The organism is Nonomuraea sp. NPDC049419 (genome assembly GCF_040676995.1).
Taxonomy (GTDB): domain Bacteria; phylum Actinomycetota; class Actinomycetes; order Streptosporangiales; family Streptosporangiaceae; genus Nonomuraea; species Nonomuraea salmonea.
The window spans coordinates 817,045-838,683 of the sequence record NZ_JBFAQB010000002.1; the positions used below are offsets into that span (position 1 = coordinate 817,045).

Consider the following 21,639-nt stretch of genomic DNA (forward strand, 5'->3'; position numbering starts at 1 on the left):
CAGTCATCACGACGTGCGCTCGACCATTGAACCATCGGGGCAGGAAAAGAGCCCCGAACCGGATTCGAACCGGTATCTCACCATCACAGCCCGTCCTCGGTCGATCTGGCACCTGGCGGCGAATGCTGAATCTGGAGCGAGAATCTGAGTTTCAGGCGGTTGCCTCTACCAATTGGGCCACCGGGGCGCGTGAATGCCCCGGGGAGGACTCGAACCTCCATGTCACCGCCGATCAGCTTCAGGCGTCAGCCTCAGCTTGCGCTCCTGGCGCACCCCCGCCCGAAGGCGAGGGGGTCTTGGGGAGGGTTCACCCGAACAGGTAGGTGAACACCTTGTCGCCGATCTTACGGTCGACGACCTGCGTGCCGTTCGCCTCCTCACGCGCGTACTTCACCGCGTCCTGCAGCTTCTGTACGCGGGCCAGCAGCTCGTTCACCCGCCGCTGCGGCAGCGCGCCGGAGAAGGCGACCTTCGTCCAGTATCCGACCACGACGTCCTCGTTGTACACCTGCACCTGCGCCGGATGCTTCTCCGTCGCCTCGGCGAGCACGTGGTTGCGCGGCACCTTCTTGGTGCGGGTGGTCTTGACCGGGTCGGTGCGCCACGTGTCGGTGGCCTCGTCGCGCGACCAGGTCTCGGCCGGGTCGAGGGTCGGCAGTTTGGAGACGAACGTGTAGACGTCGGTGAGCTGCTTCTCCAGGAAGAGCAGGTACGTCACCGGCACGTCCTCCAGCAGCACCTCACCGTCGACCCGCACGCTGGCCTTGGCCTCGCAGTTGGCCCAGTCCTTGGTGGCGGTCACGTCGAACAGCCGGGTCAGCGTCGCACCGACTCCCTTGAGCACCTCTTCGGCCTGCACCTGCACGCGCGTCGACTCGGGCGGCAGCTGCTCGCCCTCGTCGTCGATCGGCTGGTAGGTGCGGGAGAGGCCGGACAGCAGGGGCGCCTTCTGGATCTGGTGGTAGGCGTCCGTCACCTTGCGCTGGACGTCCGACTTCACGCCCTTCTCGACCGCGAGGATCTGGTTGAGCTTGGTCACGGATCAACCCTAGAGGTCCGGCGAACTCGGACACATCCGGTTTTCTGCCAAACGTCGGGATCCCTCCCGACAAGGAGGGACCCCGACGTCCGACGGACGTTGGCGCTCCAGGGCCCCCACTGGAGCGATGCCAGATTAGTAGCTTCATGTCCGTTTTGTGAAGATAAGCGGACCGTTCCGCTGCGCCATCGCTACATTGACTTTGTGTAGTCAATCGATTACTACTCGTTGGGTAACTGATGGCAGCAGGAAGGACACGTTCCGTGCGCAAGACTCTCACCGCCCTCGCCGCCGCGTGCTGCGCCCTGGGCGCGGCCGCCGCCCCCGCCCAGGCCGCCCCCGCCGGCAACGCGCCCTCCTGCGTGGTCGTCTGGCAGACGACCGGCACCATCACCAAGACCGGCTACGCGCGCAACGACTGCAGCAGGACGCTGCGCCTGAAGATCGTGTGGGCCCACGGCACCGACGGCCAGTGCCACACGGTCCGCCCCGGCGGGACGATCTGGTCGAAGGTGGCCCGCGGCGTCCGTACGTTCGACGGCGCCAACTCCTGCTGACCTCGTGAGCGCGGCGAGGCCGCCTGGCCTCGCCGTGATCTGCAACCGGTTGCACCGCGTTTCCAGCGGAAACAGGCGGCGAGCGTCTGGATCACCGCAATGGGTCGGCATATGCTCCAGGCGGTCCCGAGCGTGACAGGGATAGTCGCCCGTGCTGAGCCGCCGCGCCGCCATGCGTGCCCTGGCGATGTCCGCCATCGCCGTCCCCATCCTCACCCCCGAAGCCGCCCTCGCCCGCGAGTCCGGAACGCCTGGAACGCTCACTGCTTGGACTCGTGCGAACCGCATCGCCGCGCGCGTCCGCCCGCCCGCCTTCCCGCACCGCCGCTTCGACATCACTCGCTTCGGCGCGCGCGGCGACGGCACGACCGACTGCACCGCCGCCATCCGCACCGCGATCAGGGCCTGCCACCGGGCGGGCGGCGGCCACGTGGACGTGCCGGAAGGCCGCTGGCTCACCGGCCCCATCCACCTGCTCGACCGCGTGGACCTGCACGTCAAGGAGGGCGCCACGCTGCTGTTCAGCAGCGACCCGAAGGCGTACCTGCCGCTGGTGCCGACCCGGTTCGAGGGCGTCGAGCTGCTCAACTACTCGCCGCTCATCTACGCCTACGGCCGCAGCGATATCGCCGTGACCGGGTCGGGGGTGCTCGACGGGCAGGCCGGCGACGAGCACTGGTGGCCGTGGAAGGGGTCGGGCGACCACGGCTGGGAGCCTGGGGAGCCGACCCAGGCCGCCGCGCGGGCCGCCCTGTTCGCCCAGGCCGAGCAGGGGGTGCCGGTCGCGCAGCGCCGCTACGGCGAGGGCGGTTACCTGCGGCCCTCCTTCATCGAGCCGTACCGGTGCCGCAACGTGCTCATCGAGGGCGTCACCATCGTCAACTCCCCCATGTGGGAGATCCACCCCACCTTGTCAGAGAACGTCCTCGTCCAGAACGTCACCGTCGTCTCCCACGGCCCCAACAACGACGGCTGCAACCCCGAGTCCAGCCGCATGGTGGTGATCAGGGGCTGCACGTTCGACACCGGCGACGACTGCATCGCGATCAAGTCGGGCCGCAACGCCGACGGCCGCCGGTTGAACGTCCCCAGCGAGCACATCCTGGTCGAGAACTGCACCTTCCGCGACGGGCACGGCGGCATGACGATCGGCAGCGAGATGTCGGGCGGGGTACGCGAGGTGTTCATCAGGGACTGCGCGATGTCCAGCCCCAACCTCGACATCGCGCTGCGGTTCAAGACGAACTCCGTACGCGGCGGGTTCATCGAGGGCTTCCACGCCAGGGACCTGGAGATCGGGCAGGTCGGCGGCTCGGTGATCGACGTGAACTTCTTCTACGAGGAGGGGCCTGGGCACGGGTTCAACCCGTCCGTACGCGGGATCGACGTCAGGCACGTGACCGTGCGGACCGCCAGGCGCGCGCTCAACCTGCGCGGCTACCCGGAGGCGCCGATCCGCGACGTCACCCTCACCGACGTGGACTTCGGCGCCACCGCCACCCCGAACGTCCTCGAGAACGTCGAGAACCTCGTCCTCGAGAACGTCACCGCGAACGGCGTCCCCGTCACGGCCTGAGAATCGCCAAGCTCTCCCGCCAGTCCACAGGCATCTCGTACCTGGTCAGGCTCGCCTCGCCCGGCCTCCACAGGACGACCACACCCGCGTGGTCGCTCTCGCGGGGGTGGTCGTCCGCCGTGGTGACGAAGCCGCCCGCGAGCACCAGCCGACCGCCCGGCGTCCAGCTCATGCGGCGGCTCTTGACGTCCACGGGAAGGGGCATGGACGGGACGTGCGTCCATGCGAGCGAGCGCGTGTCCAGCACCCAGACGTCGAGCGACTCGTGCGCGCCGGGGGTGGGGGTGAGGAACGGAACGGCGACGTACGTGCCGTCCGAACTCACCTCGCCCTCGGCCACCACGCCCGTGCCGCTCGGCCTGCCGACCGGCCGTTCCTTCTCACCTGGCACCACCAAGGCGAGCCGCCCGTCCTTCCGCTCGACCAGCAGTTCCCTGGATGTCGCGGCGACGATCCGCGGATAGCGGGCGGTCTTCCGCAGACCGTCATGGGTCAGGAGCAGCGACTCGCGCCGGTGCCTGGCGTGCAGCCCGTAAGGCGTGTCGGCGTAGGGCAGGGCACCGCAGGGGCTCCACCTGGGGCGGCGCAGGATCGTCCCGTCCTCGGCCTGCTCGCGTACGGTGCAAGGACCGCCGTACTCCGGCTGATCCATCACCCAGAAGCCCGAGCCGTCAGCAGCAGGGAACGCGTTCCAGCCGCTGGCCAGCTCGACCGCCTTTGACCCTTTGAGCAGGTACAGCCGCACCTGGTTAGCGCCAGGACCGCTCGCGGCGATCACCGTGTGCGGCCCGTGGACGGTGGCCGCGAGGGTGACCCTTCGATCCGCCGGCAGCCCGGTCACAGGCGTCGCGGCGCCGGTGTCCACGTCCACGATCCTCGTGCCGCCCACCAGCAACCGGATTCCGCTCGGCCGTGGGCTCTCCGTGGCCCGTCCGGCCTGGGGAGCAGCGGCACAACCCACCGCGAACAGCAGCACGAGCACCAGCCCCACCCTGCCCGCCCACATGCGGAGAAGCTACCGGAAAACCCTCTCTCGTAGCATGCGAAGATCCTGGTGCAGGTACGACGCGACGAAAGAGACCCCCGCCATGGCCGTCATCCACCACACCACCCTCAAGCCGACCAAGCTGGAGCTGCTCACCGCCTGGCTCCCCACCCGCCCGTGGTACCGCGGCTCGATCGCGCCCGAGCTGTCGAAGGCGGGCGGCTTCCGGCTGGACGATCCCGAGGGCGCGGTGGGCATCGAGTTCATGGTGGTCAACGACACGTCAGGCGGCCGGGCGACGGCGTACCTGGTGCCGCTCACGTACCGGGGAGCTCCGCTCGCGGACGCCGAACACGCCCTGATCGGCACCGCCGAGCACGGCGTGCTGGGCCGGCGCTGGGTCTACGACGGCTGCCACGACCCCGTCCTGATCGCCCAGCTGACGGCCCTCCTCGAAGGCCAGGTGACAGCCCAAGACCAGAACACCACCGACACCCCCGACCCCACCATCACCGTCTCCTACACCGCGACTCCGGCAGGCCCCGCTGAGACCGGCACCACCGACGACAGAGACGGCACGATTCTCCCCGGCCCGTCCGGCGCAGCTCTCCGCCTCCACCGCGTCCTCCAGCCCGCGGCCCCGCCGGCCACAACCGGCCACATCACCGGCCCCTGGTCCAACTCCGACGGCACCAAGGCCAGCGGCCCTTTCCTCACCGTCCACCCACGACATTGAGCGACCGCAAGGCCATCGGCCGGACGCCCACGGGAGGGGCCGGCCGGACGATCAGCGCTGCTTGAGGCGGGCGGCTTCCTTGCGGGCCTCGGCGTGGATTTCCCGCTCGCGCTCCAGCCACTCCGGGTTCTCCGCCTTCAGCTGCTCGATCTCGGCCGTGGTGAGCGGCTCGGTGATGCCGGCCCTGGCCAGGCCGGAGATGGAGACGCCGAGCTTGGCGGCCACGACCTGCTTGGGATGCGGGCCGTTGCGGCGCAGGTCGGTGAGCCAGGCGGGCGGGTTGGCCTGCAGCGCGTTCAGCTCGTCCCTGGAGACGACGCCCGCGCGGAACTCGGCGGGGGTGGCCGAGAAGAGGACACCCAGCTTTTTGGCCGCCGTCTCGGGCTTCATCGTCTGAATGCTCTTCGGTTTGGACGAGGTCATGGCGCCAAGCGTAGCCAGTCGGGAGGGGTTCGCTGACATCGGTACGCTGTGGCGGTGACCGATGGTGAGACGTTCCGGCTGGCGTACGTGCCCGGCGTGACCCCCGCGAAGTGGGTGAACGTCTGGACCGAGCGGCTGCCCGACGTACCGATCACCCTGTCCATGGCGCCCACCCCCGAGGTGGTGGCGCTCCTGCGCGACGGCGGCGCCGACGCCGGCTTCGTCCGGCTCCCGATCGACCGCGACGGCCTCAACGTCATCCCTCTCTACGTCGAGACCACGGTGGTCGTGACGCCGAAGGACCACGCGGTGACCGCCGCCGACGAGGTGACGCTCGCCGACCTGGCCGACGACGACATCTTCCACCCGCTCGACGACGCCCTCCAGTGGACGACACTCCCCGGCCGCCCCGCCTTCACCCGCCCGCCCACCACGGCCGACACCATCCCGCTGGTGGCCTCCGGCACCGGCCTCGTCCTGGTCCCCCAGTCGTTGGCGCGCCTGCACCACCGCAAAGACCTCACGTACCGGCCGGTGACGGACGCCCCGCAATCCCAGATCGGCCTGACCTGGCTGACGGACGCGACGACGGACATGATGGAGGACTTCATCGGCATAGTCCGCGGCCGCACGGTCAACAGCTCCCGCGGCCGCCCCCGCCCCACCACCCCCGAAAAACCCAAAAAGCCGGCACAAAACCGCCGCACCCCTGCCCCCAAAAACCGCAGAGGCCGACGCCGCTAAGTTACCTGGCCTCGTAGGGGATCACGACGACTTGATGAGCGTCCTCATAAATGACCTTTCCGGGGTCGGCCATCTCGACGCGCACGCATTCCACACCATGAGCGGCGAGAATCGCCAGATAACCGGGCACCCGCTCAAGTAAATGGGTGGCCGCCAGCTTGAACCAGGCCATGGCCTTCGGGTTCAACACTCGATCGTAGACGTGGGGGTCGACGTCGCTCGGATCGACCAGATTCGCGTGGAACCACGCATGGTTCTCGTCCCGAAAGCGCTGCTCCTCGGGAGACAACCGCCCATGCTTGGCCAGCACATTGACGAGGCCGAACACGCCGGGATAGACGCCCCGCGCATTCGGGACAGGGCTCTGAAACCTCACGTACACGCACTCGATCATCCGCGACCACGAGAGGTAGCGCTACCGAACGGCCCGGCCATGTTCCAGATAGCCGGTCAGGCCACGTTCCCGTGCGGTGACGGCGGCCTTGACCCGACGAGCGAGCCGCTCGATCAGCAACCCGTCGAGCTCCTCAACGGAATGAAAAGCGAAGGCGCTCAGCTCGCCGTCCACGAAGGTGATCCGCTCAAGCACCTCGCCCTGCACAACCCCGCCGTCGAACACGAACAACACCAGCTCGCCCGCCACCGGATCAGGCGCCCAATCGGCCACGAGCAGCCGCCCGATACGGGGCTCGATCCCCAGCTCTTCCCGCACCTCCCGGACACACGCCTCATACGGGGTCTCCCCCGGCTCCACGAACCCACCCGGAATGTCGAGCGTGGGCTTGTACGTAGGCGTGACCACCATCACCCGGCCACCCTCATCGAAGAACAGCACCCCAGCGGCAGCCCGAGCCCAAGCGAACCGCACACCCCCTTGATCACTCACACCCTCGACCCTACGCCGCCTCCCTGTGACAGCTCCGCACCCCTTCGCAGGGGCCACCTAATGTAACCAGATCCCGAGCAAATGTAACCAGGTCGTGGTTACATTTGCCTATGGACCGGCACCTGAGCGAGTTGATCGCGCGTCTTCGAGCATCTGGGGGCGACTACGACGATGTCGAGGTCAAGTCCGCGGCAGGCGGGTTGCCACAGTCGTTGACCTCGACGTTGAGTGCGCTCGCCAACCTTCCGGGCGGCGGAACGATCATCCTCGGTTTGGACGAGGCCACGGGCTTTCGTCCAGTCCAGCTGCAGGATCCGCAAGCCCTCAAGCAGGGCCTCGCTCATAAGGCGCGCTCCTTCTCACCGCCTGTCCAGATGACGATCAGTGACGCGGAGGTGGATGGGGTACCTGTCATCGTCGCCAGAATTCATGAGTGTGATCCGTCGGCCAAGCCGTGTCGGATCGCAGCATCGGGGACGGCCTACATGCGCGGGTACGACGGCGACTTCCCACTGTCGGTCCTGGAAGAGCAGGCATTCCTCGCTGCTAGGAGACCACCGCTCTTCGACCGGCAGCCCGTGACGGGCGCAACCCGCGCCGACCTGGACAGCGACCTTGTGGAAACGTACCTTCGTTCGGTCCGGGAACGGGATCCCCATGGTCTGGGCCGTTTCTCTGACGATGCGGAGCTGCTTCGCCGCGCCGGAGTCACCCTGCCAGACGGAACCCCAACGGTCGCAGGGCTGTTGGCCCTGGGAGTTCATCCACAGGAGTGGTTTCCACGCTTTGTCATCCAGGCTTCGGCCGAGCCATTGCCGACTGATCCTGCGGGATCACGCGCCAGGAACCAGACGACGATCACGGGCGCGATTCCAAGGATGTTGGAGGAGGCCCTGAACTGGGCTCGCCGAACCTTCGACACCAGCGTCGTATCTGCGCCGGACGGTACCGTCCGTGACCGACCGGCTTATCCATACATCGCTTTTCGCGAGATCATCGCGAACGCCCTTCTCCATCGTGACCTCGATCATTGGTCGGCGGGTATGGCCGTCGAAGTCCGGCTCCGGCGTGATCGGTTGATCGTCTCGAACCCTGGCGGCCTGTACGGCATCACGGTCGATCGGCTCGGCCGGGATGCCGTTACGTCCGCCCGTAACGCGCGGCTCATCGCCATCTGCCAACACGCTCGCTCACCAGAAACAGGCGCGCGGGTGGTCGAGGCCCTGGCGACCGGTATACCGATAGTGAGCGACGCTCTGGCTGAGGCCGGTCTTCCCCCTGCGCATTACATCGACTCCGCCATCCGGTTCACCGTCGTCCTCAAGCAGCAGACTGTTGCCGGCGCATATCCCGGCAATGGCTTGAACGAGACGCAGCTACGCGTCTACGACGTCTTGGCTACTGGCACACGCAGTGTTGCGGACCTCAAACAAGAGCTGAACCTGTCCGCACCCAACATCCGCAAAGCACTCCGAGAACTGAGATCGAGGGGTCTCGTTGAGCAATTGGGCGGCAAAGGACGGCCGACGACCTACCGGAGACTTCCGGAGTAACCGAAGTTGCCGCTACGTCCTACGGCAGTTGCCTCGAAGCGGTAACAGTGAAAGCAGGTGCGTTCGTCCGGGCTGACTTCGCCGCAGTCCACCCGAGAACGTGGTCCGCGCAGGCTCATCCCAGAGAATCAATGCCGACTGGTCCTTTCCGAACCCGATGACCGCGTCGTAGTCGGCGCCGTTCACACCGGTCCACTCGTGCAACGCCTCCGCAGGCACCAGTGCCAGCGGTCCGCCCGAGGACTCCACCCAGATCCGCACGTCCCGTCCTTTCCCACGCCGCCGTAACCCGCTTGGTTCCCCACACCCCTCCGGGCATCATGGTCGCCATGCCGGAACTCATCGACCCGACCAGCAGGCTAAGGACATCGTTCGTGGCCGCGGTGAAAGAGTTCCGCGCGGACCAGGATTATCCGGTGCCGTGGTTCGTCGAGGACGTCGACCCACAGGCTCTCGTGGATCCGGCGGCCTTCGAGGCGTACACCATGCGCGTCATCAACGAGCGGACCGCATCCGGCGTACGCCCAGGATTCGTGCCGATGACCACCCTGTGGTGGGCCGACGGCGAGCAGTTCCTCGGACGAATGGCCATCCGCCACCACCTCACTCCGGCTCTGGAGAAGTGGGGCGGTCACATCGGCTATGACGTCCGGCCCAGCGCACGCCGCCAGGGCCACGCGACGGCCATGCTGGCGGCGGCACTCCCGATCGCCAAAAGCCTGGGCATTTCCCAGACGCTGGTCATGTGCGACAAGACCAATATCGCCTCCCGGCGGGTCATCGAAGCCAACGGCGGGCAATTGATCGACCTCACCGACCACAAGCGCCGCTATTGGGTCCCGACCGCTTAGAACGGCCAGCCGGCGTCACTCCCGGCCTCCAGCAAGGGAATCAACGCGAACATGGAGTCGGAGAAACCGCCGAACTCGTGCCGGTTCCCCCGCCCGGTCGGCATCGCGGCGTAGCGATAACCCTGAAGGTTGAAGCCGTACATGGGGACATGCTCAGGTACGGCCGACGTGACGCCGGGCCCGATGGAGCGGGTCATGGTCTGCATGTCCGACAGGATGACGACGCGATCATGCCCTCGGTAGGTGCTCCGCACGGCCTCCGCGATCCGCGTACCGTACCCGACCGCTCCGATTCGCCGGCAGAGCCGCCGCACCTCCGCCAGCACCGAGCCATCCGCAGGAACGGCGTGCTCGAAGACCCCGTCGGCGAAGCCGTACAGATCCACTTGTGAGCCCCGGACGGCGAGCGTGACGCCGAACAGCGCCGCCGCCTGCATCGGCGAGACCGACGAACGCGCCGCGACCGCTCCCGACGTCATGGACGCGGACGTGTCGACGAGGACGAGCGTCCGCCCCTTGAACGACGGCACGTTCGAGGTCGCCAGCGTGAGCGCCCGGTCCAGCGCGGGCCCCCACCGCGACGACGAGGAGGCCCGGTACGCGGAGTAGAACCGGAACGGCAACTGCCGCGACCTGGCCACCTCGTCCGGATCCGCGAGCTTCGCCATGATCTGTTCGGCGACGGCGTCACTGATGCCGGCCGCGTCGAAGTTGCGCAGGTTCCGGAGCAGGGCCATGTACCCCATGCTCGGGATGATCGCCTCCCACACCTGCGCGTCCAGGGGCCCCTGGAGCCATCCGGCGAGCGCTTCCCAGGTCATGCCCGCGCCGGCGAGCGTCGCCGCGGGCCGGCCCTGGGTGATGAGCGCGCGCCGCTCGGCGATGGGGATCGCCATCAGGTACGCGCGCCGCCGCAGCATCGCCAGCGAGTCGGGAAGGGCGTTGTCCCGATGGTGACGCCGGTCGAGGGCATGTCGGAAAAGGTCCCCCTGCCACGGCTTGTCCGGGTGTGGGGCCGGGTGGACGAGGTCGATGACGTCCCCGAAGCGGTACGGCTGGGAGGCGGTGTCGTACTTGAGCAGGTTGCGCTCGGTGTAGAGCCGCTGGACGGCGTCCGCGACGCCGCGCTTGACCGGCTTCGGGATGGATCGCCCGTACGTGGATGTCCAATAGGCAAGCGCCTCGCTTGGCTCGTCGGCGCGCTGGAGCACGCTGGCGACGAGCCCCCGATTCAGCCCATGCTGACCTGCGGCGAGCCGCGCCTTGACCGCTTCGAGCGCGGCGACGAGCGACGCGGAGCGCATGTTCGCCTCAGAGCGCAGCCACGGCAGGAACCGGGCCAGCCACTCACCGTCCTCGACGGCCACCCGGTGGACCAGCCGCCGGAACCGGCCGTCGCGATCATCGGCCCGCTCGTAAAAGGTGTCCTCGCCGACCATGTTCGAGACCGCGATGAGGAAGAGCTCGCTCTCGGGGTCGCGTACGTAGCCGGAGGCGCCCTCGTACGTGCCGGAGGACGGCTCCCGCTCCGTCACGGCCGGAGACGTGCCACGGTCGAGCACCACGAAATGCCTCCCGAACGTAGCCCGAGGTCAGGAGAACGTGCCCGAGATCGAAGCGGCGAAGCGTCACGACCGATGCTCTGCCATCTGAGCTACCGAGGCCGAAGCCTGCGGGCAGGACTCGAACCTGCGACACACGGGAGAAGAATTCCTCGCCTGCGCACCGGGCACGTTCCCGGAGATCCTATCCCGCTACTTCCTCAGCCAGAGCATGTAGAACGGGCTGTCCCAGCGGCAGTCGTACTCCTTGTAATTCTCCATGATGAGCTTGGCCGTCCCCGCCTGGACGCAGGTCGTCAGCGTCCGGAAGCCCTGGTACGGGAACCAGCCGGCAGCCGCGGCGCTGGCCGGGGCGGCGGTGAGGGTACCGGTGGCGAGAGCGCCGGCCATGGCCAGTGTCACGCCGAAACGTGCGGCTTTGCGTCGCATGACATCGTCCTTTCTCTATGGGCGACACACGCGCCGCCCGTACGGATGACCTCACGCTACGGCTTTTTGATCTAGAAAATCCCCGATTATGGATCTTGTCGGAAAAGTATGGATCATGAGCGGACGGCGCGCAGGGGCAGCTCGGCCAGGGCGCTGCGGCTGTTGCTGGGGGGAGCGGCGGGCCTGCCGACGAGTTCGAGTGCCCGTACGTCCCGGGTCATCGCGGCGAACGGGCCCCCGCCTCCAGGCGGGCGAGGGCCGCGCCCGGGGGCCTGATGACACGATCTCCAAGAGGACGTCTCGCGAATAGCCGCGAGCAAGAGGATCGGAAACTCCGGATCAGCCCGACCGACGGCGAGCGCCTGGAGCGGTACCCCTCATACGCCTTGCCGGCTGGAGTCACCTGCTCTTCGTCGCTCGGCTCAGCCCGTGATCCCGCTGGTAAAGGACACGGCCCAGTGGCCGCTGGTCAGCATGTCCACGGCGGCCTCAACGCGTCGTAGGCTCAGAAGAAGCACAGAACGAGTCCCCGATGCCGGGTCACATCTCCTTGTCACCGGAATTGACGAAGTGCTCTAGAAGCCACCTCGAAAGCCGTATGGTGACGCCCGCCAGAAGTGCGCAACAGACCAGCATCACCAGAACCACCCCGACGCCGACAAGCGCAAGAATTTTCCCGGAGGAGGCACCGAAAAAGTCGCCGGCCGTTATGCCCAACGCAGTGAGCACGCCTCCACCCATCAGGGCGAACACCAACATCAGCCCAGCCCGGATGGAAACAGCTAACAACCTCTTAGTATGCATGCGCGGTGACCCCAGTCGGCTCTCGCAGAACATCTGCCTCGCTGACAGAGTGCTGCATCGGCCTACCTCCGAGATGAGCAAGACGGTCAGTGCCGGGTCAGGGACATGGACCTCGGCACTCGCCCTCTGAAGCGGCCGTGAAGACCCCGGTCCCGCACAGGGAACACGGGAAGGCACGCTACTGGCACGAAACCCCGTTCCGTGATCGGAGACGGGGCTGATGTCGCAGGTGGGCGGTACTGGGTTCGAACCAGTGACCCCTCGCTTGTAAGGCTCGCCGCGAGAGGGTGGGACCTCGGGTGATTCGGGGTCCCACCTCGGCGAACGTTCCGCCCTGGTCCTCGACCGTCCACGCTCGTCCTGGGCCGTTGTCACTCAGATAGTCACTCAGTGGGAGCGGCCTGGCCGTGCTCCAAATAGACGGTCCTGCCAAGCTCGCGTGCAGTAGCGGCGGCCTTGACGCGACGAGCAAGCCGCTCGATCAACAGCCCGTCCAGTTCCTCGACGGGATGAAACTCGTAGGCGCTCAGCTCGTTGTCCACAAACCTGATCTGCTTGAGCAACTCGCCGTCCAAGGTGCCTCCGTCGAACACGAACAGGACCTTGTCGCCCTCCTTAGGGAGAGGCGCCCAATCGACCACGAGGAGGCGACCGATGGCCGGCTGAATGCCCAGCTCCTCTTGCACCTCTCGAACGCACGCCTCGTACGGGGTCTCCCCCGGCTCAACGTACCCGCCCGGGATGTCCATGGAGGGCTTGTACGTAGGACGGACGAGAAGCACACGACTGCTGTCATCGAAGAACAGCGCACCGGCAGCGGCACGGGCCCGGGCGAACGGCGGAGCCTCCTGATCGTTCACAGCCCCGACCTTACGCCACAGGGACTGCCTTCACACGATGTGCAGTCGCCGCGCGAGAGCTGCGAGTTGGAAACTGGGTTTACCCTTCTGCCTTCTGATCCACGACATCGTGAGCTGGCGGCTGAGGTAGTGATGGCGCACCTGCTCGGGAGCGATGGTCTCGGCCTCCAGCAGCGCGGCCATCGCGTCCTCGGTACGGTTCCATAGGCTCAGGGCATGCGCCACGGCCAGGCCATGACGAGCGCGACGTTCGATCGGAAGCCCGCTGGTATCCAGCGTCGGCCCGAGCTCCACAGCCACCTGGATGTCTCCCAGCTCGATTGCCGTGGCCACCTGATGGATACGCACGTTCGTCGGCCCGAACGCGGTCCAGACATGGTTGGCGTCACCGCCGAGCCGCACCGCCGCTTCCTGCGCCTCGGCGAGGAACGCGCGTGTCGTGCTGCGGTCGTCGTCTCGCGCCGCCGCCATCGACCCGGCGAGGTACAGCGTGCCGTACACCGAAAGCAGCTCAGCCGTGGCGTGCGGGAGGTCAGGAGACAGCAGGTCGGCGGCGTCCATCGTGAGCTGCTTGGCTGCCTCGTAACGGCCGTTGGACAGAAGGGCGTGGGTCACGGAGCGAAGCAAGGAGGCCGTAACGAGCTGATCACCGGACTCCCGTGCAAAGGACAGACCGCGCTCGGCGGCGATCCACGCGAGATCAGCCTCACCAACCTTGCTAAGGATGCTGGCAGCGGCGTGGTAGACCTGCCCAAGCACTCCCGATGCCGCCATGCGCGCGTCACCGTTCGCGACGCGCGCGGCATGATGCGCCTTCCCGAGGAGTCCAGGCAGAGTCCGTATCACGTAGCTGTACCGGGCGCCCTGGTACGCCCGCCACACCTCGGCAAGAGCACGTCGCAGGTCGGCCTGCCCGGAGGGCTCCGCGTTCTCCACGAGCCCGGCCATCGGCGAGAGCTGCCGATAGTCGGTGATCGCGGCTCGCAGCGCGGGGATGGTCTGATCGCCGCTTCCGTCCGTCCACTCGAACAGGTGCGGCTCGGCCAGCAGATCACCGAGGGACACGTCCAACACGCTCGCCAGGGACTTGATGACGGACAGACGGTCCAAGGTGATGCGGTCGTTCTCTACCTTGCTCAGCCAATCGGTAGTCCGTCCCACCAGCCCGGCCAGTACGTCTTGCGACATCCCACGCCGTCGCCGATACCAGGCCACGCGCTGGCCGATGGACAGATTGCTGGTCATTCCTCGCATGCACTTCATCCTCATCGGATGCCTACGACGGACCCCTGAATTTCTTTCCGGCCTCACAGCTCAGCCGACACATACCGTCACGCTACGTCACTGCTGTACGTGATGGGAGGTCACTCATGCAACCGCAGAACCGACACCCCACACCAGAGAAGCACGCCGCCGATGCCCTGGCCGACGCCCTCGCCGCTCACGGCGTATCCGCAGACGTTCATGACGGCTATGGCCTGAGCCTGGTGTCCGTGTGGGTCGGGCTCGTCGTCTGGTGCGACGGCGATTGGTACTGGTGGCGGGCAGGCTGGGACGACCGCCGCAAACGAGTGCTGTACGCCCGCCATCCGGCCATCGAACCGTCGAGAGCCGCGCGCCGGGTCGCCTTCCGCTACGCGGACCTTCAGCGACGCCACCCCCTCTCGGAGACGATCCGCAGTCTGCGCCCGGAATCCACGGAAGCGAGCCCTCAGTGAAGGAGACTCGCGAAAAGTCGGGATGTCGGATCGAGTTCGTGGCCATGCTGCACAGTCCCGCTCGCACTTGGGCCGTTGGCGATTTGCTGCTGGGGCAGCGCGGAACGGTGAAGGAGATCCTGCGCAGAGGCACGCTTGCGCTGGTGTCCGTCTGGGTCGGACCGGTCGTCAGGTGTCACGGCGAGCGGTACTGGTGGCGTTCAGCATGGGACGCGAGACGACAGCGAGTCACCTACGCCTGGCACCCCCTCACCGAGCCCACTCGGGCCGCCCACCGAATCGCTCTCCGCTACGCCCAACTCCGAGAGACTCAGCCACTCTGTACGCCGTTCGCCGGAGTCCAACCGTGCCCATGACCTTGGCGAAGTTGATCGCCGAGTACCCGGAGTGGCAGGTTCACGACATGGCAGCAGGGTGGGCGGCCATTCGGAAACAGTCCGTTCCCCGTACAAGCGGGCAGTCCAACGTCCGTTGTGGGGCGACGTTGGATGAACTGGCTGCGAACCTGCAAGCGGAGACCAGGCTAGGGAACAAGCAGAGGTCTCTTCGCGGGTCGGTCTGAAACGGCCCTGCGCCACGCCGGGCACCACCATAGGCAGCAACCCGGGTGAATCGATGGCAACCCGACCCGGAGCGCAGGGCCTCCAGGCCCGAGCACCGGAAGCGGGGCGGCAGAATCTTGAAAGCTCATCGTCGGGGCCGCCGGCCCGCGTGCGGTGGCGGGCGCGAACGGCCCCCAGGCCGCACGCGCAAGCCCGCCAGACCGCTAAGCGGGCCGACGGCCCCGTGGCGAGCGCAGCGAGCCCTTGAAACCAGTAAAGAAACTCTGAGCCAGTCCGGGCCCCCATAGTGCAGAGATCGTCAAGGGTGGGCGAAGAGGGTAAGAGCGCAACTGGAAGCGACGGCCAGAGTATGACCGGTGGGTGAGAAGCCCGCTGCGCGGATCTCGCAGCTCTCTTCGCGGTGGATGTGCCACCAGGTCGATCCAGCCTCGTCGCGGTAGGGATCGCCCCCTTTGGACAGCAGGACGCTTTCGTCGGGCCAGTCGGGCGTTATGACGTCCAGTGACCATCCGTTCACGGTGGTTGTGTGCAGCCCGCCACCCATAAGACCAGCGATCGGGATGGCAATGTCTGCGAGAGGGCCTATCCCTACGCAAGTCAGGGTGGAGTCGTCAGGCCAGGCATGTTCTGGGTCAGGATCGCGCGCTATTCGCTGTCCGGTGATGCAGTCGATGACGCCTCTCCCCTGATGAGAGGTCACGAGAATGAGATCTTCGCTCGAATCCGGATGAAGGCCGAATCCGACACCGGTCAGGCCGCCGACCGCGATCGGGGGAAGGGGACGCCACGGTGGCGGTGGAGGTTGAGGCGCTACGTTGCGGAACCGGGCGCGAAGGCGTTCGTGATGTGCGTTCAAGGCATCTCCTCTCGGCTGTTGTGGCGTGCTTGCCGGGATGGGCGATCGTATGGCTAGCAGTCCAAGCGCGGGGTCCGGTTGTCGGCGGTGGGGCTGTCGTGAAGATGGCAGCAAGGGTTTTGAAGCGGTAGCAGGCCACGTTGATCGCGATGACTTCGCAGTGGCGCAGCACTCGAGCCTAGATCATCAGGTCTATGCCGTTGTCGCTGAGTTCCTGCGGGGTGAGGTCGGCTTCGGGGGCGTCGGAGAGTTCGCGGTGGTAGCCGATCTCATAGCGGTTGGCGGGGGCTTTGACCTCGGTGACTTCGATGGGGTGGCCGTTGGGGTGGGCCATGGTGCGGCGGATGATGAGGACGGCTTCGGCGTAGTCCATGCCGAGTGCGGTGCGTTCGTCTTCGTAGGCGATGCGGGCGGTGGTGAGGGTCATCCAGCGGACGGGGCCGTGTTCGCGGATGAGGGATTGGTAGAAGAGGGCGGGGCGCTTGCGGTACTGGGCGTGGCGCTTGGGGTCGTCCCAGTCGGGGAGCATGTCGGCGTTGGTGTAGGAGTTGATCTCCAGGCGGGCTGATGCGCCGTGGATGGCGGCGGTGTGGCCCCGGTGCCACATGCTGCGGCGGTGGATGACCAGGTGTCCGGGGCGGACGCTGAGCATGATCGCAACGTCGCGATTGGCGGGGGTCTTCTCGCCGGTGAAGAGCGGGGCTTCACGGTCGCGTTGGGCGAGGTCCCAGCCGAATGCTTGGATGTCGGGATGGTTGCCGGGGGCGGCGAGGTCGGGTCGGTCTCGGTCAGTGATGAGGATGGTGCGGCGTTCGGGCATGGGGCGGACGAAGGAGCCGCGTCCGCGCATGACGTAGGCCAGTCCTTCGGAGACGAGGGTTTCGATGGCCTTACGGACGGTGGGGCGGGAGACGTCGTACTTCCTGACGAGTTCGGGTTCGCTGGGCAGTGCGCCGCCGGGGGGATAGCGGCCATCCAGGATGGCGGCTCGTAGGTCGGTGGCGATGACGCGCCAGCGGGCGTCCTTGTCGTCGGGGTTGGTGTCCATGGTGGCCTTCCTCGGTAAATCCTCAGGACTACTTGTACTACAGGTTGACGAGCAAGCGCCATGTCTGTCAACCTGTAGTACAAGTAGTTATGCGAAGGAGGTGGTGCCCTATGAGCAAGGAGGAACAGCGCGACGATCAGCCATCCGGCACCGGGTGGATGGCCGATTTGGCCCGTCTGGTCAACGCGCCAGGCTATGCGCGGTGGCGCTCTATGGTCGCGGCGACTGGCGGATGCGCCCATCCAGTGCACCTGGCCGGACAGTCGATGATCGTGGACGCGGGCACGGGCGAGATCCTGCACGCGTACACCACCGATGGGGAACCCGCGGGACATCTCCTGGTGGCCTGCGGCAACCGCCGCGCGTTGGTGTGCCCAGCGTGCTCGCAGACTTACCAGGCCGACACCTTCCACCTGATCCGGGCGGGCCTGTCGGGCGGCAAGGGCGTACCCGAGACGGTCAGCGCACACCCTCGGGCGTTCGTCACCCTGACCGCCCCCTCCTTCGGCCCCGTCCACTCCCACCGCGACGGCCGTCCCTGCCGTCCCCGCCATCGCGACAGGCTGTGCGGGCACGGGCGGCCAGTCGGCTGCCACCTCCTACACAAGCCCCAGGACGAACGGCTCGGCCAGCCGATCTGCCCCGACTGCTACGACTACCCGGGCGCGGTGCTGTGGCAGGCGCACGCGGGTGCGCTGTGGCATCGCTTCACTCTGGCCATCCGTCAGGAGCTGGCCAACCAGACCGGGATGACCCGCCGTGCCTTCGCCGAGCATGTCAAGGTGTCCTTCGCCAAGGTCGCCGAGTACCAGCGGCGCGGCCTGATCCACTTCCACGCCATCATCCGCCTCGACGGCCCCGCCGGACCAAGCCAGCCGCCACCCGACTGGGCAGACCACCACCTGCTCACCCAGGCCATCCCACCCGCCGCCCATCAAGTCACCGTCACCACACCGCCGAGCGATCTCGGCCGGTGGACCCTCACCTGGGGCGATCAACTCGACATCCGCCCTATCCTGCTCGACCCCAGCGCCGACGGGCTCAGTGAACGAGCCGTCGCCTCCTATATCGCCAAGTACACCACCAAGGGCGCCGAAGCCTCCGGCACCGTCGATCACCGCCTGTCCTGCCGAGCCTGCGCCGGACGCGGACGGCTGAGCCTGATGGCCGCCTGCGGGCACTGCCACGGCACGGGCCTCAAGCCCGGCCTGAGCCTCGACGCCTGCCAGTCACCGACCACGCACGGCGCATGATCCGCACCTGCTGGGACCTCGGCGCGCGTCCTGAGTTCAGGGCGCTGCGGCTCCGTCCGTGGGCGCACACGCTCGGCTTTCGCGGCCATTTCTCCAGCAAGAGCCGCGCCTACTCGCTCAACCTCACCGACCTGCGCAACGCCCGCGCCGCCCATCGCGCGGCCGAAGCCCGCGAACGCCACGGCCTGCCCGCCCTCGGTGACGCCACCACGCTCGTCCTGGGCCACTGGCGCTTCGCCGGAATCGGCTACACCCCGGGCGAAGCGATCATGGCCGAACACATCCGCCAGCGTGTCCAGACCGCCCGCAAGATCGCGGCAGAGCAGGCGGATGGATGACCCCACCCCCACCCGCCCACGACCGGCGGCTCTACCGCGTCTGCGAGGCCATGCACCTGCTCAGCCTCAGTCGAAGTGTGATCTACGAACTCATCCGCTCAGGACGCCTCCGCTCCGTAACCCAGGGGCGCACCCGGCTCATCCCCGCCTCAGCCATAGAGGACTACATCTCCCTACTCGAACAGGAGGCTTCATGACCGAACGACGCAGCCGAGGAGACGGCGGCCTGCACTGGGACGAGCAGCGGCAACGCTGGATCGCCTCAGTGACGGTCGGCTACACCCCGGCCGGCAAGCGCATCGTCAAGAAGGCCAGCGGCAAGACCAAGACCGAAGCCAAGGCCAAGCTCAAAGAGATCGTCCGCGACCATGAGGACGGCCTCGCCATCGTGCCTACCAACTACACAGTGGCCGACGCCGTCCGCTACTGGCTTCAGCACGGCCTCGGCGGGCGTTCCTCCGCAACCGTCAAGATGTACAACACCTACGCCGACACGCACGTGATACCTGCCCTCGGCGCCCGCAAGCTGCGAGACCTGTCCGTGGAGGACGTGGACAAGTGGCTGGCCAGTAAGACGGGCGAACTGGGCACCCGATCGCTCAAGCTGATCCACGGCATCCTCAACCGGGCGGTCAAGAGCGCGATGCGCCGCGACAAGGTCAAGCGGAACGTCGTGGATCTCTGCGATATCCCGGAGGGGCGCACGGGTCGGCCGTCGAAGGCCCTGACGCTGGCTCAAGCTCTCGCCATCCTCACACAGGCAGAGAAGAGCGGCGAGCGCATGCGGGCCTACATCGTCCTCTCACTCCTGATCGGCGCGCGTACGGAGGAGCTTAGGGCGCTGCTCTGGTCGCACGTCGTGGCCTACGACGAGGCTCAGGCCGCGTGGCTCCCGGTGGGCGAGGTGGGCTGGGAACACGAGGAGTTCGCGATCTACGTCTGGCGGTCCGTCCGGCAGAAGGGCGACACCAAGACGGTGAAGTCCCGCCGGTCTCTCAAACTGCCTAGGCGCTGCGTGGAAGCGCTACGCCTGCTCAAGGAAGCCCAAGAGATCGCTCAGGAGAAGGCAGGGGACCAGTGGAAGGGCACGGACCTCGTCTTCTGCACGCGGACCGGCACCCCCGTCACGGCCCACAACGTACGGCGTGACTTCCGGAAGGTCGTGGAAGCGGCAGGGCTCACCGGGCGGGAGTGGTCGCCTCGCGAGCTGCGGCACAGCTTCGTGTCCGTGCTGTCAGACTCCGGCGTCCCCATCGAGGACATCTCGCGCCTCGTCGGGCACTCCAACACGGTGGTCACCGAGACCGTCTACCGGCACCAGATCAGGCCCGTGATCATGCAGGGGCTGCGGCGATGGACAAGATCTTTGGGAGTTAGTCACTCACTTAGTCACTCAGACGCCGTTTTCAAGATCAGATATCCAATGTTTTCGCAGGTGGGCGGTACTGGGTTCGAACCAGTGACCCCTCGCTTGTAAGGCGAGTGCTCTACCGCTGAGCTAACCGCCCCTGATCGGCACTACACCTTACGACACCAACGGCCCCGATCGCACATCCACCACCCACCCGGGCCCCAGCTCGGGGCGGCCGGCGGCGCGCCAGCCCAGGAGGGCGGCGCCGAGCATGCCGGCGTCCACGCCGAGTGCGGCGGGGACGAGCGGGGGCGCCTCGCGGAAGGCCAGGCGCTTGATCAGGCGCGTGCGTACGGGGTCGAACAGGGCGGGGCCGGCTTCGGCGAGGCCGCCGCCGAGGACGATGACGGACGGGTCCAGGAGCAGCGTGTACGTGGCCAGCGCCAGCGACAGCGCCTCCACGGCCTCGTCCCAGACCTCGATGGCGATGGGGTCGTCGGAGGAGACCACCTGCTCGGCCTTGACGCCCTCGACGCCGGCCCGCTGGCTGTAGCGGCGCCCGACGGAGGCCGCCGACGCGTACGTCTCCAGGCAGCCGAACTGCCCGCAGGCGCATTGTTCGCCGTCGGGGAAGACGGGGGTGTGGCCGATCTCGCCCGCCCAGCCGGCGGCGCCGCCGTACGGTTCGCCGTTGATGATCGAGGCGCCGGCGATGCCCGTGCCGATGGGGAGGAAGAGGAAGTCGGAGACGCCGCGGCCCGCGCCGAGGATGCTCTCCGCCAGGCCCCCGGTGCGTACGTCGTGCCCGAGCATGACCGGGATGTCCAGGGTGGTGAAGTTCGTGGCGGGGACGTCGCGCCAGCCCAGGTTCGTCGCGTATACGGCGGTGCTCTCCGTCACCAGCCCCGGTACGGCGAGCCCGACGCCGGCGGGGATGCCGTCACCCGATCCGGCCAGGTGGCTGATGAAGTCGGAGATCGCGGCCACGACCGCCTCCGGTCCCTCGGTCCGAGGGGTGGGGCGCCGCTCGCTCAGCAGCACCGCGCCGGACTCGCTGACCAGGCCGCCCTTCATGGACGTGCCACCGACGTCAAGCGCGACGACGAACGAACTCATTGCGGACACGGAAGGAGACGATAGCGCAGCTCAGCAAATGTCCGGAAAGGGTGTCCGGCCCCAGGCACAAGATCAGCACGTGAACGCGACATCGATCGGCCGCCGACCACGACCTTGATCAACCAGCCGAACCGGGGTCCGTGGCAGGGGTCCCACGACCCTGTGCGGGGTCCGAGGGCAGGGCCTCCCAGACAAGTTCGGCGCGGCGCCCCAGACAAGTTCGGTGCAGCCTCCCGGACAGGTTCGGTGCGGCGTCCCGGACAGGTTCGGTGCGGCCTCCGAGACAGGTTCGGTGCGGCGTCCCGGACAGGTTCGGCGCGGCGTCCCGGACACGATCAAGCTGAGGCGCGCATCCCGTTCAAGACGCCCCAGACCATCACACAGCTCCGCG

Annotated in this window: 23 protein-coding genes and 2 tRNA genes; 11 read left to right on the forward strand and 14 right to left on the reverse strand. The window is 67.3% G+C overall.

Annotated features, from left to right (window positions below; all coding sequences use genetic code 11):
• Positions 1-49 precede the first annotated feature (49 nt).
• Positions 50-187: transfer RNA gene (locus AB0K12_RS09020), tRNA-OTHER, on the reverse strand.
• 120 nt (positions 188-307) lie between these two features.
• Positions 308-1,039 carry a hypothetical protein gene (locus tag AB0K12_RS09025; RefSeq protein ID WP_364557164.1) on the reverse strand — a complete coding sequence of 244 codons (732 nt, stop codon included), beginning with the start codon at positions 1,037-1,039 and terminating at the stop codon, positions 308-310.
• A gap of 263 nt (positions 1,040-1,302) precedes the next feature.
• Here AB0K12_RS09025 and AB0K12_RS09030 point away from each other — a divergent pair, with 263 nt between their 5' ends.
• Both AB0K12_RS09030 and AB0K12_RS09035 read left to right on the forward strand, forming a co-directional pair.
• Complete coding sequence (locus tag AB0K12_RS09030) at positions 1,303-1,596, forward strand: hypothetical protein (protein WP_355413230.1); 294 nt, start codon at positions 1,303-1,305, stop codon at positions 1,594-1,596.
• A 151-nt stretch (positions 1,597-1,747) separates the two neighbouring features.
• Positions 1,748-3,172, forward strand: coding sequence for a glycoside hydrolase family 28 protein (locus tag AB0K12_RS09035; protein ID WP_364557166.1), 1,425 nt, complete (start codon positions 1,748-1,750; stop codon positions 3,170-3,172).
• Here the strand turns inward: AB0K12_RS09035 and AB0K12_RS09040 are convergent.
• A complete protein-coding gene (locus AB0K12_RS09040) occupies positions 3,162-4,178 on the reverse strand; it encodes a hypothetical protein (protein WP_364557168.1) in 1,017 nt (338 codons plus the stop codon). The two genes, AB0K12_RS09035 and AB0K12_RS09040, sit on opposite strands and share 11 nt — an antisense overlap.
• Positions 4,179-4,212: 34 nt before the next feature.
• Between AB0K12_RS09040 and AB0K12_RS09045 the strand changes: the two genes are divergently transcribed.
• The gene (locus tag AB0K12_RS09045) at positions 4,213-4,893 is read left to right on the forward strand and encodes a 1,4-alpha-glucan branching protein (protein ID WP_364557170.1); all 681 of its coding nucleotides are present in this window, start codon (positions 4,213-4,215) and stop codon (positions 4,891-4,893) included.
• Positions 4,894-4,944: 51 nt separating this feature from the next.
• Here the strand turns inward: AB0K12_RS09045 and AB0K12_RS09050 are convergent, their stop codons facing one another.
• Positions 4,945-5,316 carry a DUF5997 family protein gene (locus AB0K12_RS09050; protein ID WP_364557172.1) on the reverse strand — a complete coding sequence of 124 codons (372 nt, stop codon included), beginning with the start codon at positions 5,314-5,316 and terminating at the stop codon, positions 4,945-4,947.
• Positions 5,317-5,370: 54 nt separating this feature from the next.
• Between AB0K12_RS09050 and AB0K12_RS09055 the strand changes: the two genes are divergently transcribed.
• Positions 5,371-6,060, forward strand: a complete 690-nt coding sequence (locus tag AB0K12_RS09055; protein ID WP_364557174.1) for a LysR family substrate-binding domain-containing protein — start codon at positions 5,371-5,373, stop codon at positions 6,058-6,060.
• Between the two features lies 1 nt (position 6,061).
• Here the strand turns inward: AB0K12_RS09055 and AB0K12_RS09060 are convergent, their stop codons facing one another.
• Positions 6,062-6,442, reverse strand: a complete 381-nt coding sequence (locus AB0K12_RS09060) for a hypothetical protein (RefSeq protein ID WP_364557176.1) — start codon at positions 6,440-6,442, stop codon at positions 6,062-6,064.
• A gap of 33 nt (positions 6,443-6,475) precedes the next feature.
• A complete protein-coding gene (locus AB0K12_RS09065) occupies positions 6,476-7,003 on the reverse strand; it encodes an NUDIX hydrolase (RefSeq protein WP_364557178.1) in 528 nt (175 codons plus the stop codon).
• 53 nt (positions 7,004-7,056) lie between these two features.
• On the opposite strand from AB0K12_RS09065, the gene AB0K12_RS09070 reads away from it, so the two are divergent.
• Both AB0K12_RS09070 and AB0K12_RS09075 read left to right on the forward strand, forming a co-directional pair.
• The gene (locus tag AB0K12_RS09070) at positions 7,057-8,499 is read left to right on the forward strand and encodes an ATP-binding protein (RefSeq protein ID WP_364557180.1); all 1,443 of its coding nucleotides are present in this window, start codon (positions 7,057-7,059) and stop codon (positions 8,497-8,499) included.
• A 329-nt stretch (positions 8,500-8,828) separates the two neighbouring features.
• Positions 8,829-9,350, forward strand: coding sequence for a GNAT family N-acetyltransferase (locus AB0K12_RS09075; RefSeq protein ID WP_364557182.1), 522 nt, complete (start codon positions 8,829-8,831; stop codon positions 9,348-9,350).
• On the opposite strand, the gene AB0K12_RS09080 is transcribed toward AB0K12_RS09075, so the two are convergent.
• The 5 genes from AB0K12_RS09080 to AB0K12_RS09100 form a co-directional block, all read right to left on the reverse strand.
• A complete protein-coding gene (locus AB0K12_RS09080; protein WP_364557184.1) occupies positions 9,347-10,915 on the reverse strand; it encodes a TROVE domain-containing protein in 1,569 nt (522 codons plus the stop codon). The genes AB0K12_RS09075 and AB0K12_RS09080 overlap by 4 nt on opposite strands.
• Positions 10,916-11,104: 189 nt before the next feature.
• Entirely contained in the window at positions 11,105-11,341 is a 237-nt protein-coding gene (locus tag AB0K12_RS09085) for a hypothetical protein (RefSeq protein WP_364557186.1), read from the reverse strand.
• A 540-nt stretch (positions 11,342-11,881) separates the two neighbouring features.
• Positions 11,882-12,100 (reverse strand): hypothetical protein, encoded by a 219-nt coding sequence (locus tag AB0K12_RS09090; RefSeq protein ID WP_364557189.1) that lies wholly within the window; start codon positions 12,098-12,100, stop codon positions 11,882-11,884.
• A gap of 428 nt (positions 12,101-12,528) precedes the next feature.
• A complete protein-coding gene (locus AB0K12_RS09095; protein WP_364557192.1) occupies positions 12,529-13,005 on the reverse strand; it encodes an NUDIX hydrolase in 477 nt (158 codons plus the stop codon).
• Positions 13,006-13,035: 30 nt separating this feature from the next.
• On the reverse strand, positions 13,036-14,250 hold the full coding sequence (locus AB0K12_RS09100) for a helix-turn-helix transcriptional regulator (protein ID WP_364557195.1): 1,215 nt from the start codon (positions 14,248-14,250) through the stop codon (positions 13,036-13,038).
• Positions 14,251-14,375: 125 nt separating this feature from the next.
• Between AB0K12_RS09100 and AB0K12_RS09105 the strand changes: the two genes are divergently transcribed.
• Positions 14,376-14,723, forward strand: a complete 348-nt coding sequence (locus tag AB0K12_RS09105) for a hypothetical protein (RefSeq protein WP_364557198.1) — start codon at positions 14,376-14,378, stop codon at positions 14,721-14,723.
• Positions 14,724-16,320: 1,597 nt separating this feature from the next.
• Here the strand turns inward: AB0K12_RS09105 and AB0K12_RS09110 are convergent.
• On the reverse strand, positions 16,321-17,190 hold the full coding sequence (locus AB0K12_RS09110; protein ID WP_364557201.1) for a GntR family transcriptional regulator: 870 nt from the start codon (positions 17,188-17,190) through the stop codon (positions 16,321-16,323).
• Positions 17,191-17,300: 110 nt separating this feature from the next.
• Between AB0K12_RS09110 and AB0K12_RS09115 the strand changes: the two genes are divergently transcribed.
• From AB0K12_RS09115 to AB0K12_RS09130, 4 genes are all read left to right on the forward strand, one after another.
• Positions 17,301-18,443, forward strand: a complete 1,143-nt coding sequence (locus tag AB0K12_RS09115) for a replication initiator (protein WP_364557204.1) — start codon at positions 17,301-17,303, stop codon at positions 18,441-18,443.
• Positions 18,440-18,781: a replication initiator gene (locus AB0K12_RS09120; protein WP_364557207.1), complete on the forward strand. Its 342-nt coding sequence runs from the start codon at positions 18,440-18,442 to the stop codon at positions 18,779-18,781. Before AB0K12_RS09115 ends, AB0K12_RS09120 begins: the two co-directional genes overlap by 4 nt.
• Positions 18,778-18,978, forward strand: a complete 201-nt coding sequence (locus AB0K12_RS09125) for a helix-turn-helix domain-containing protein (RefSeq protein ID WP_319713682.1) — start codon at positions 18,778-18,780, stop codon at positions 18,976-18,978. Before AB0K12_RS09120 ends, AB0K12_RS09125 begins: the two co-directional genes overlap by 4 nt.
• A 584-nt stretch (positions 18,979-19,562) precedes the next feature.
• Positions 19,563-20,258 (forward strand): site-specific integrase, encoded by a 696-nt coding sequence (locus tag AB0K12_RS09130; RefSeq protein WP_364557761.1) that lies wholly within the window; start codon positions 19,563-19,565, stop codon positions 20,256-20,258.
• Here the strand turns inward: AB0K12_RS09130 and AB0K12_RS09135 are convergent.
• Positions 20,218-20,289, reverse strand: a tRNA-Val gene (locus AB0K12_RS09135). The genes AB0K12_RS09130 and AB0K12_RS09135 overlap by 41 nt on opposite strands.
• A gap of 17 nt (positions 20,290-20,306) precedes the next feature.
• Positions 20,307-21,248 carry an ROK family protein gene (locus tag AB0K12_RS09140; protein ID WP_364557764.1) on the reverse strand — a complete coding sequence of 314 codons (942 nt, stop codon included), beginning with the start codon at positions 21,246-21,248 and terminating at the stop codon, positions 20,307-20,309.
• Positions 21,249-21,639: the final 391 nt, after the last annotated feature.

Excerpts from the sequence above, each read along its gene's own strand:
- AB0K12_RS09040 (WP_364557168.1), bottom strand. The coding sequence starts at position 4,178 with ATGTGGGCGGGCAGGGTGGGGCTGGTGCTCGTGCTGCTGTTCGCGGTG.
- AB0K12_RS09045 (WP_364557170.1), top strand. The coding sequence starts at position 4,213 with ATGCGAAGATCCTGGTGCAGGTACGACGCGACGAAAGAGACCCCCGCC.
- AB0K12_RS09050 (WP_364557172.1), bottom strand. The coding sequence starts at position 5,316 with ATGACCTCGTCCAAACCGAAGAGCATTCAGACGATGAAGCCCGAGACG.
- AB0K12_RS09070 (WP_364557180.1), top strand. The coding sequence starts at position 7,057 with ATGGACCGGCACCTGAGCGAGTTGATCGCGCGTCTTCGAGCATCTGGG.
- AB0K12_RS09075 (WP_364557182.1), top strand. The coding sequence starts at position 8,829 with ATGCCGGAACTCATCGACCCGACCAGCAGGCTAAGGACATCGTTCGTG.
- AB0K12_RS09085 (WP_364557186.1), bottom strand. The coding sequence starts at position 11,341 with ATGCGACGCAAAGCCGCACGTTTCGGCGTGACACTGGCCATGGCCGGC.
- AB0K12_RS09090 (WP_364557189.1), bottom strand. The coding sequence starts at position 12,100 with ATGTTGGTGTTCGCCCTGATGGGTGGAGGCGTGCTCACTGCGTTGGGC.
- AB0K12_RS09100 (WP_364557195.1), bottom strand. The coding sequence starts at position 14,250 with ATGACCAGCAATCTGTCCATCGGCCAGCGCGTGGCCTGGTATCGGCGA.
- AB0K12_RS09105 (WP_364557198.1), top strand. The coding sequence starts at position 14,376 with ATGCAACCGCAGAACCGACACCCCACACCAGAGAAGCACGCCGCCGAT.
- AB0K12_RS09110 (WP_364557201.1), bottom strand. The coding sequence starts at position 17,190 with ATGGACACCAACCCCGACGACAAGGACGCCCGCTGGCGCGTCATCGCC.
- AB0K12_RS09115 (WP_364557204.1), top strand. The coding sequence starts at position 17,301 with ATGAGCAAGGAGGAACAGCGCGACGATCAGCCATCCGGCACCGGGTGG.
- AB0K12_RS09120 (WP_364557207.1), top strand. The coding sequence starts at position 18,440 with ATGATCCGCACCTGCTGGGACCTCGGCGCGCGTCCTGAGTTCAGGGCG.
- AB0K12_RS09125 (WP_319713682.1), top strand. The coding sequence starts at position 18,778 with ATGACCCCACCCCCACCCGCCCACGACCGGCGGCTCTACCGCGTCTGC.
- AB0K12_RS09130 (WP_364557761.1), top strand. The coding sequence starts at position 19,563 with ATGCGGGCCTACATCGTCCTCTCACTCCTGATCGGCGCGCGTACGGAG.
- AB0K12_RS09140 (WP_364557764.1), bottom strand. The coding sequence starts at position 21,248 with ATGAGTTCGTTCGTCGTCGCGCTTGACGTCGGTGGCACGTCCATGAAG.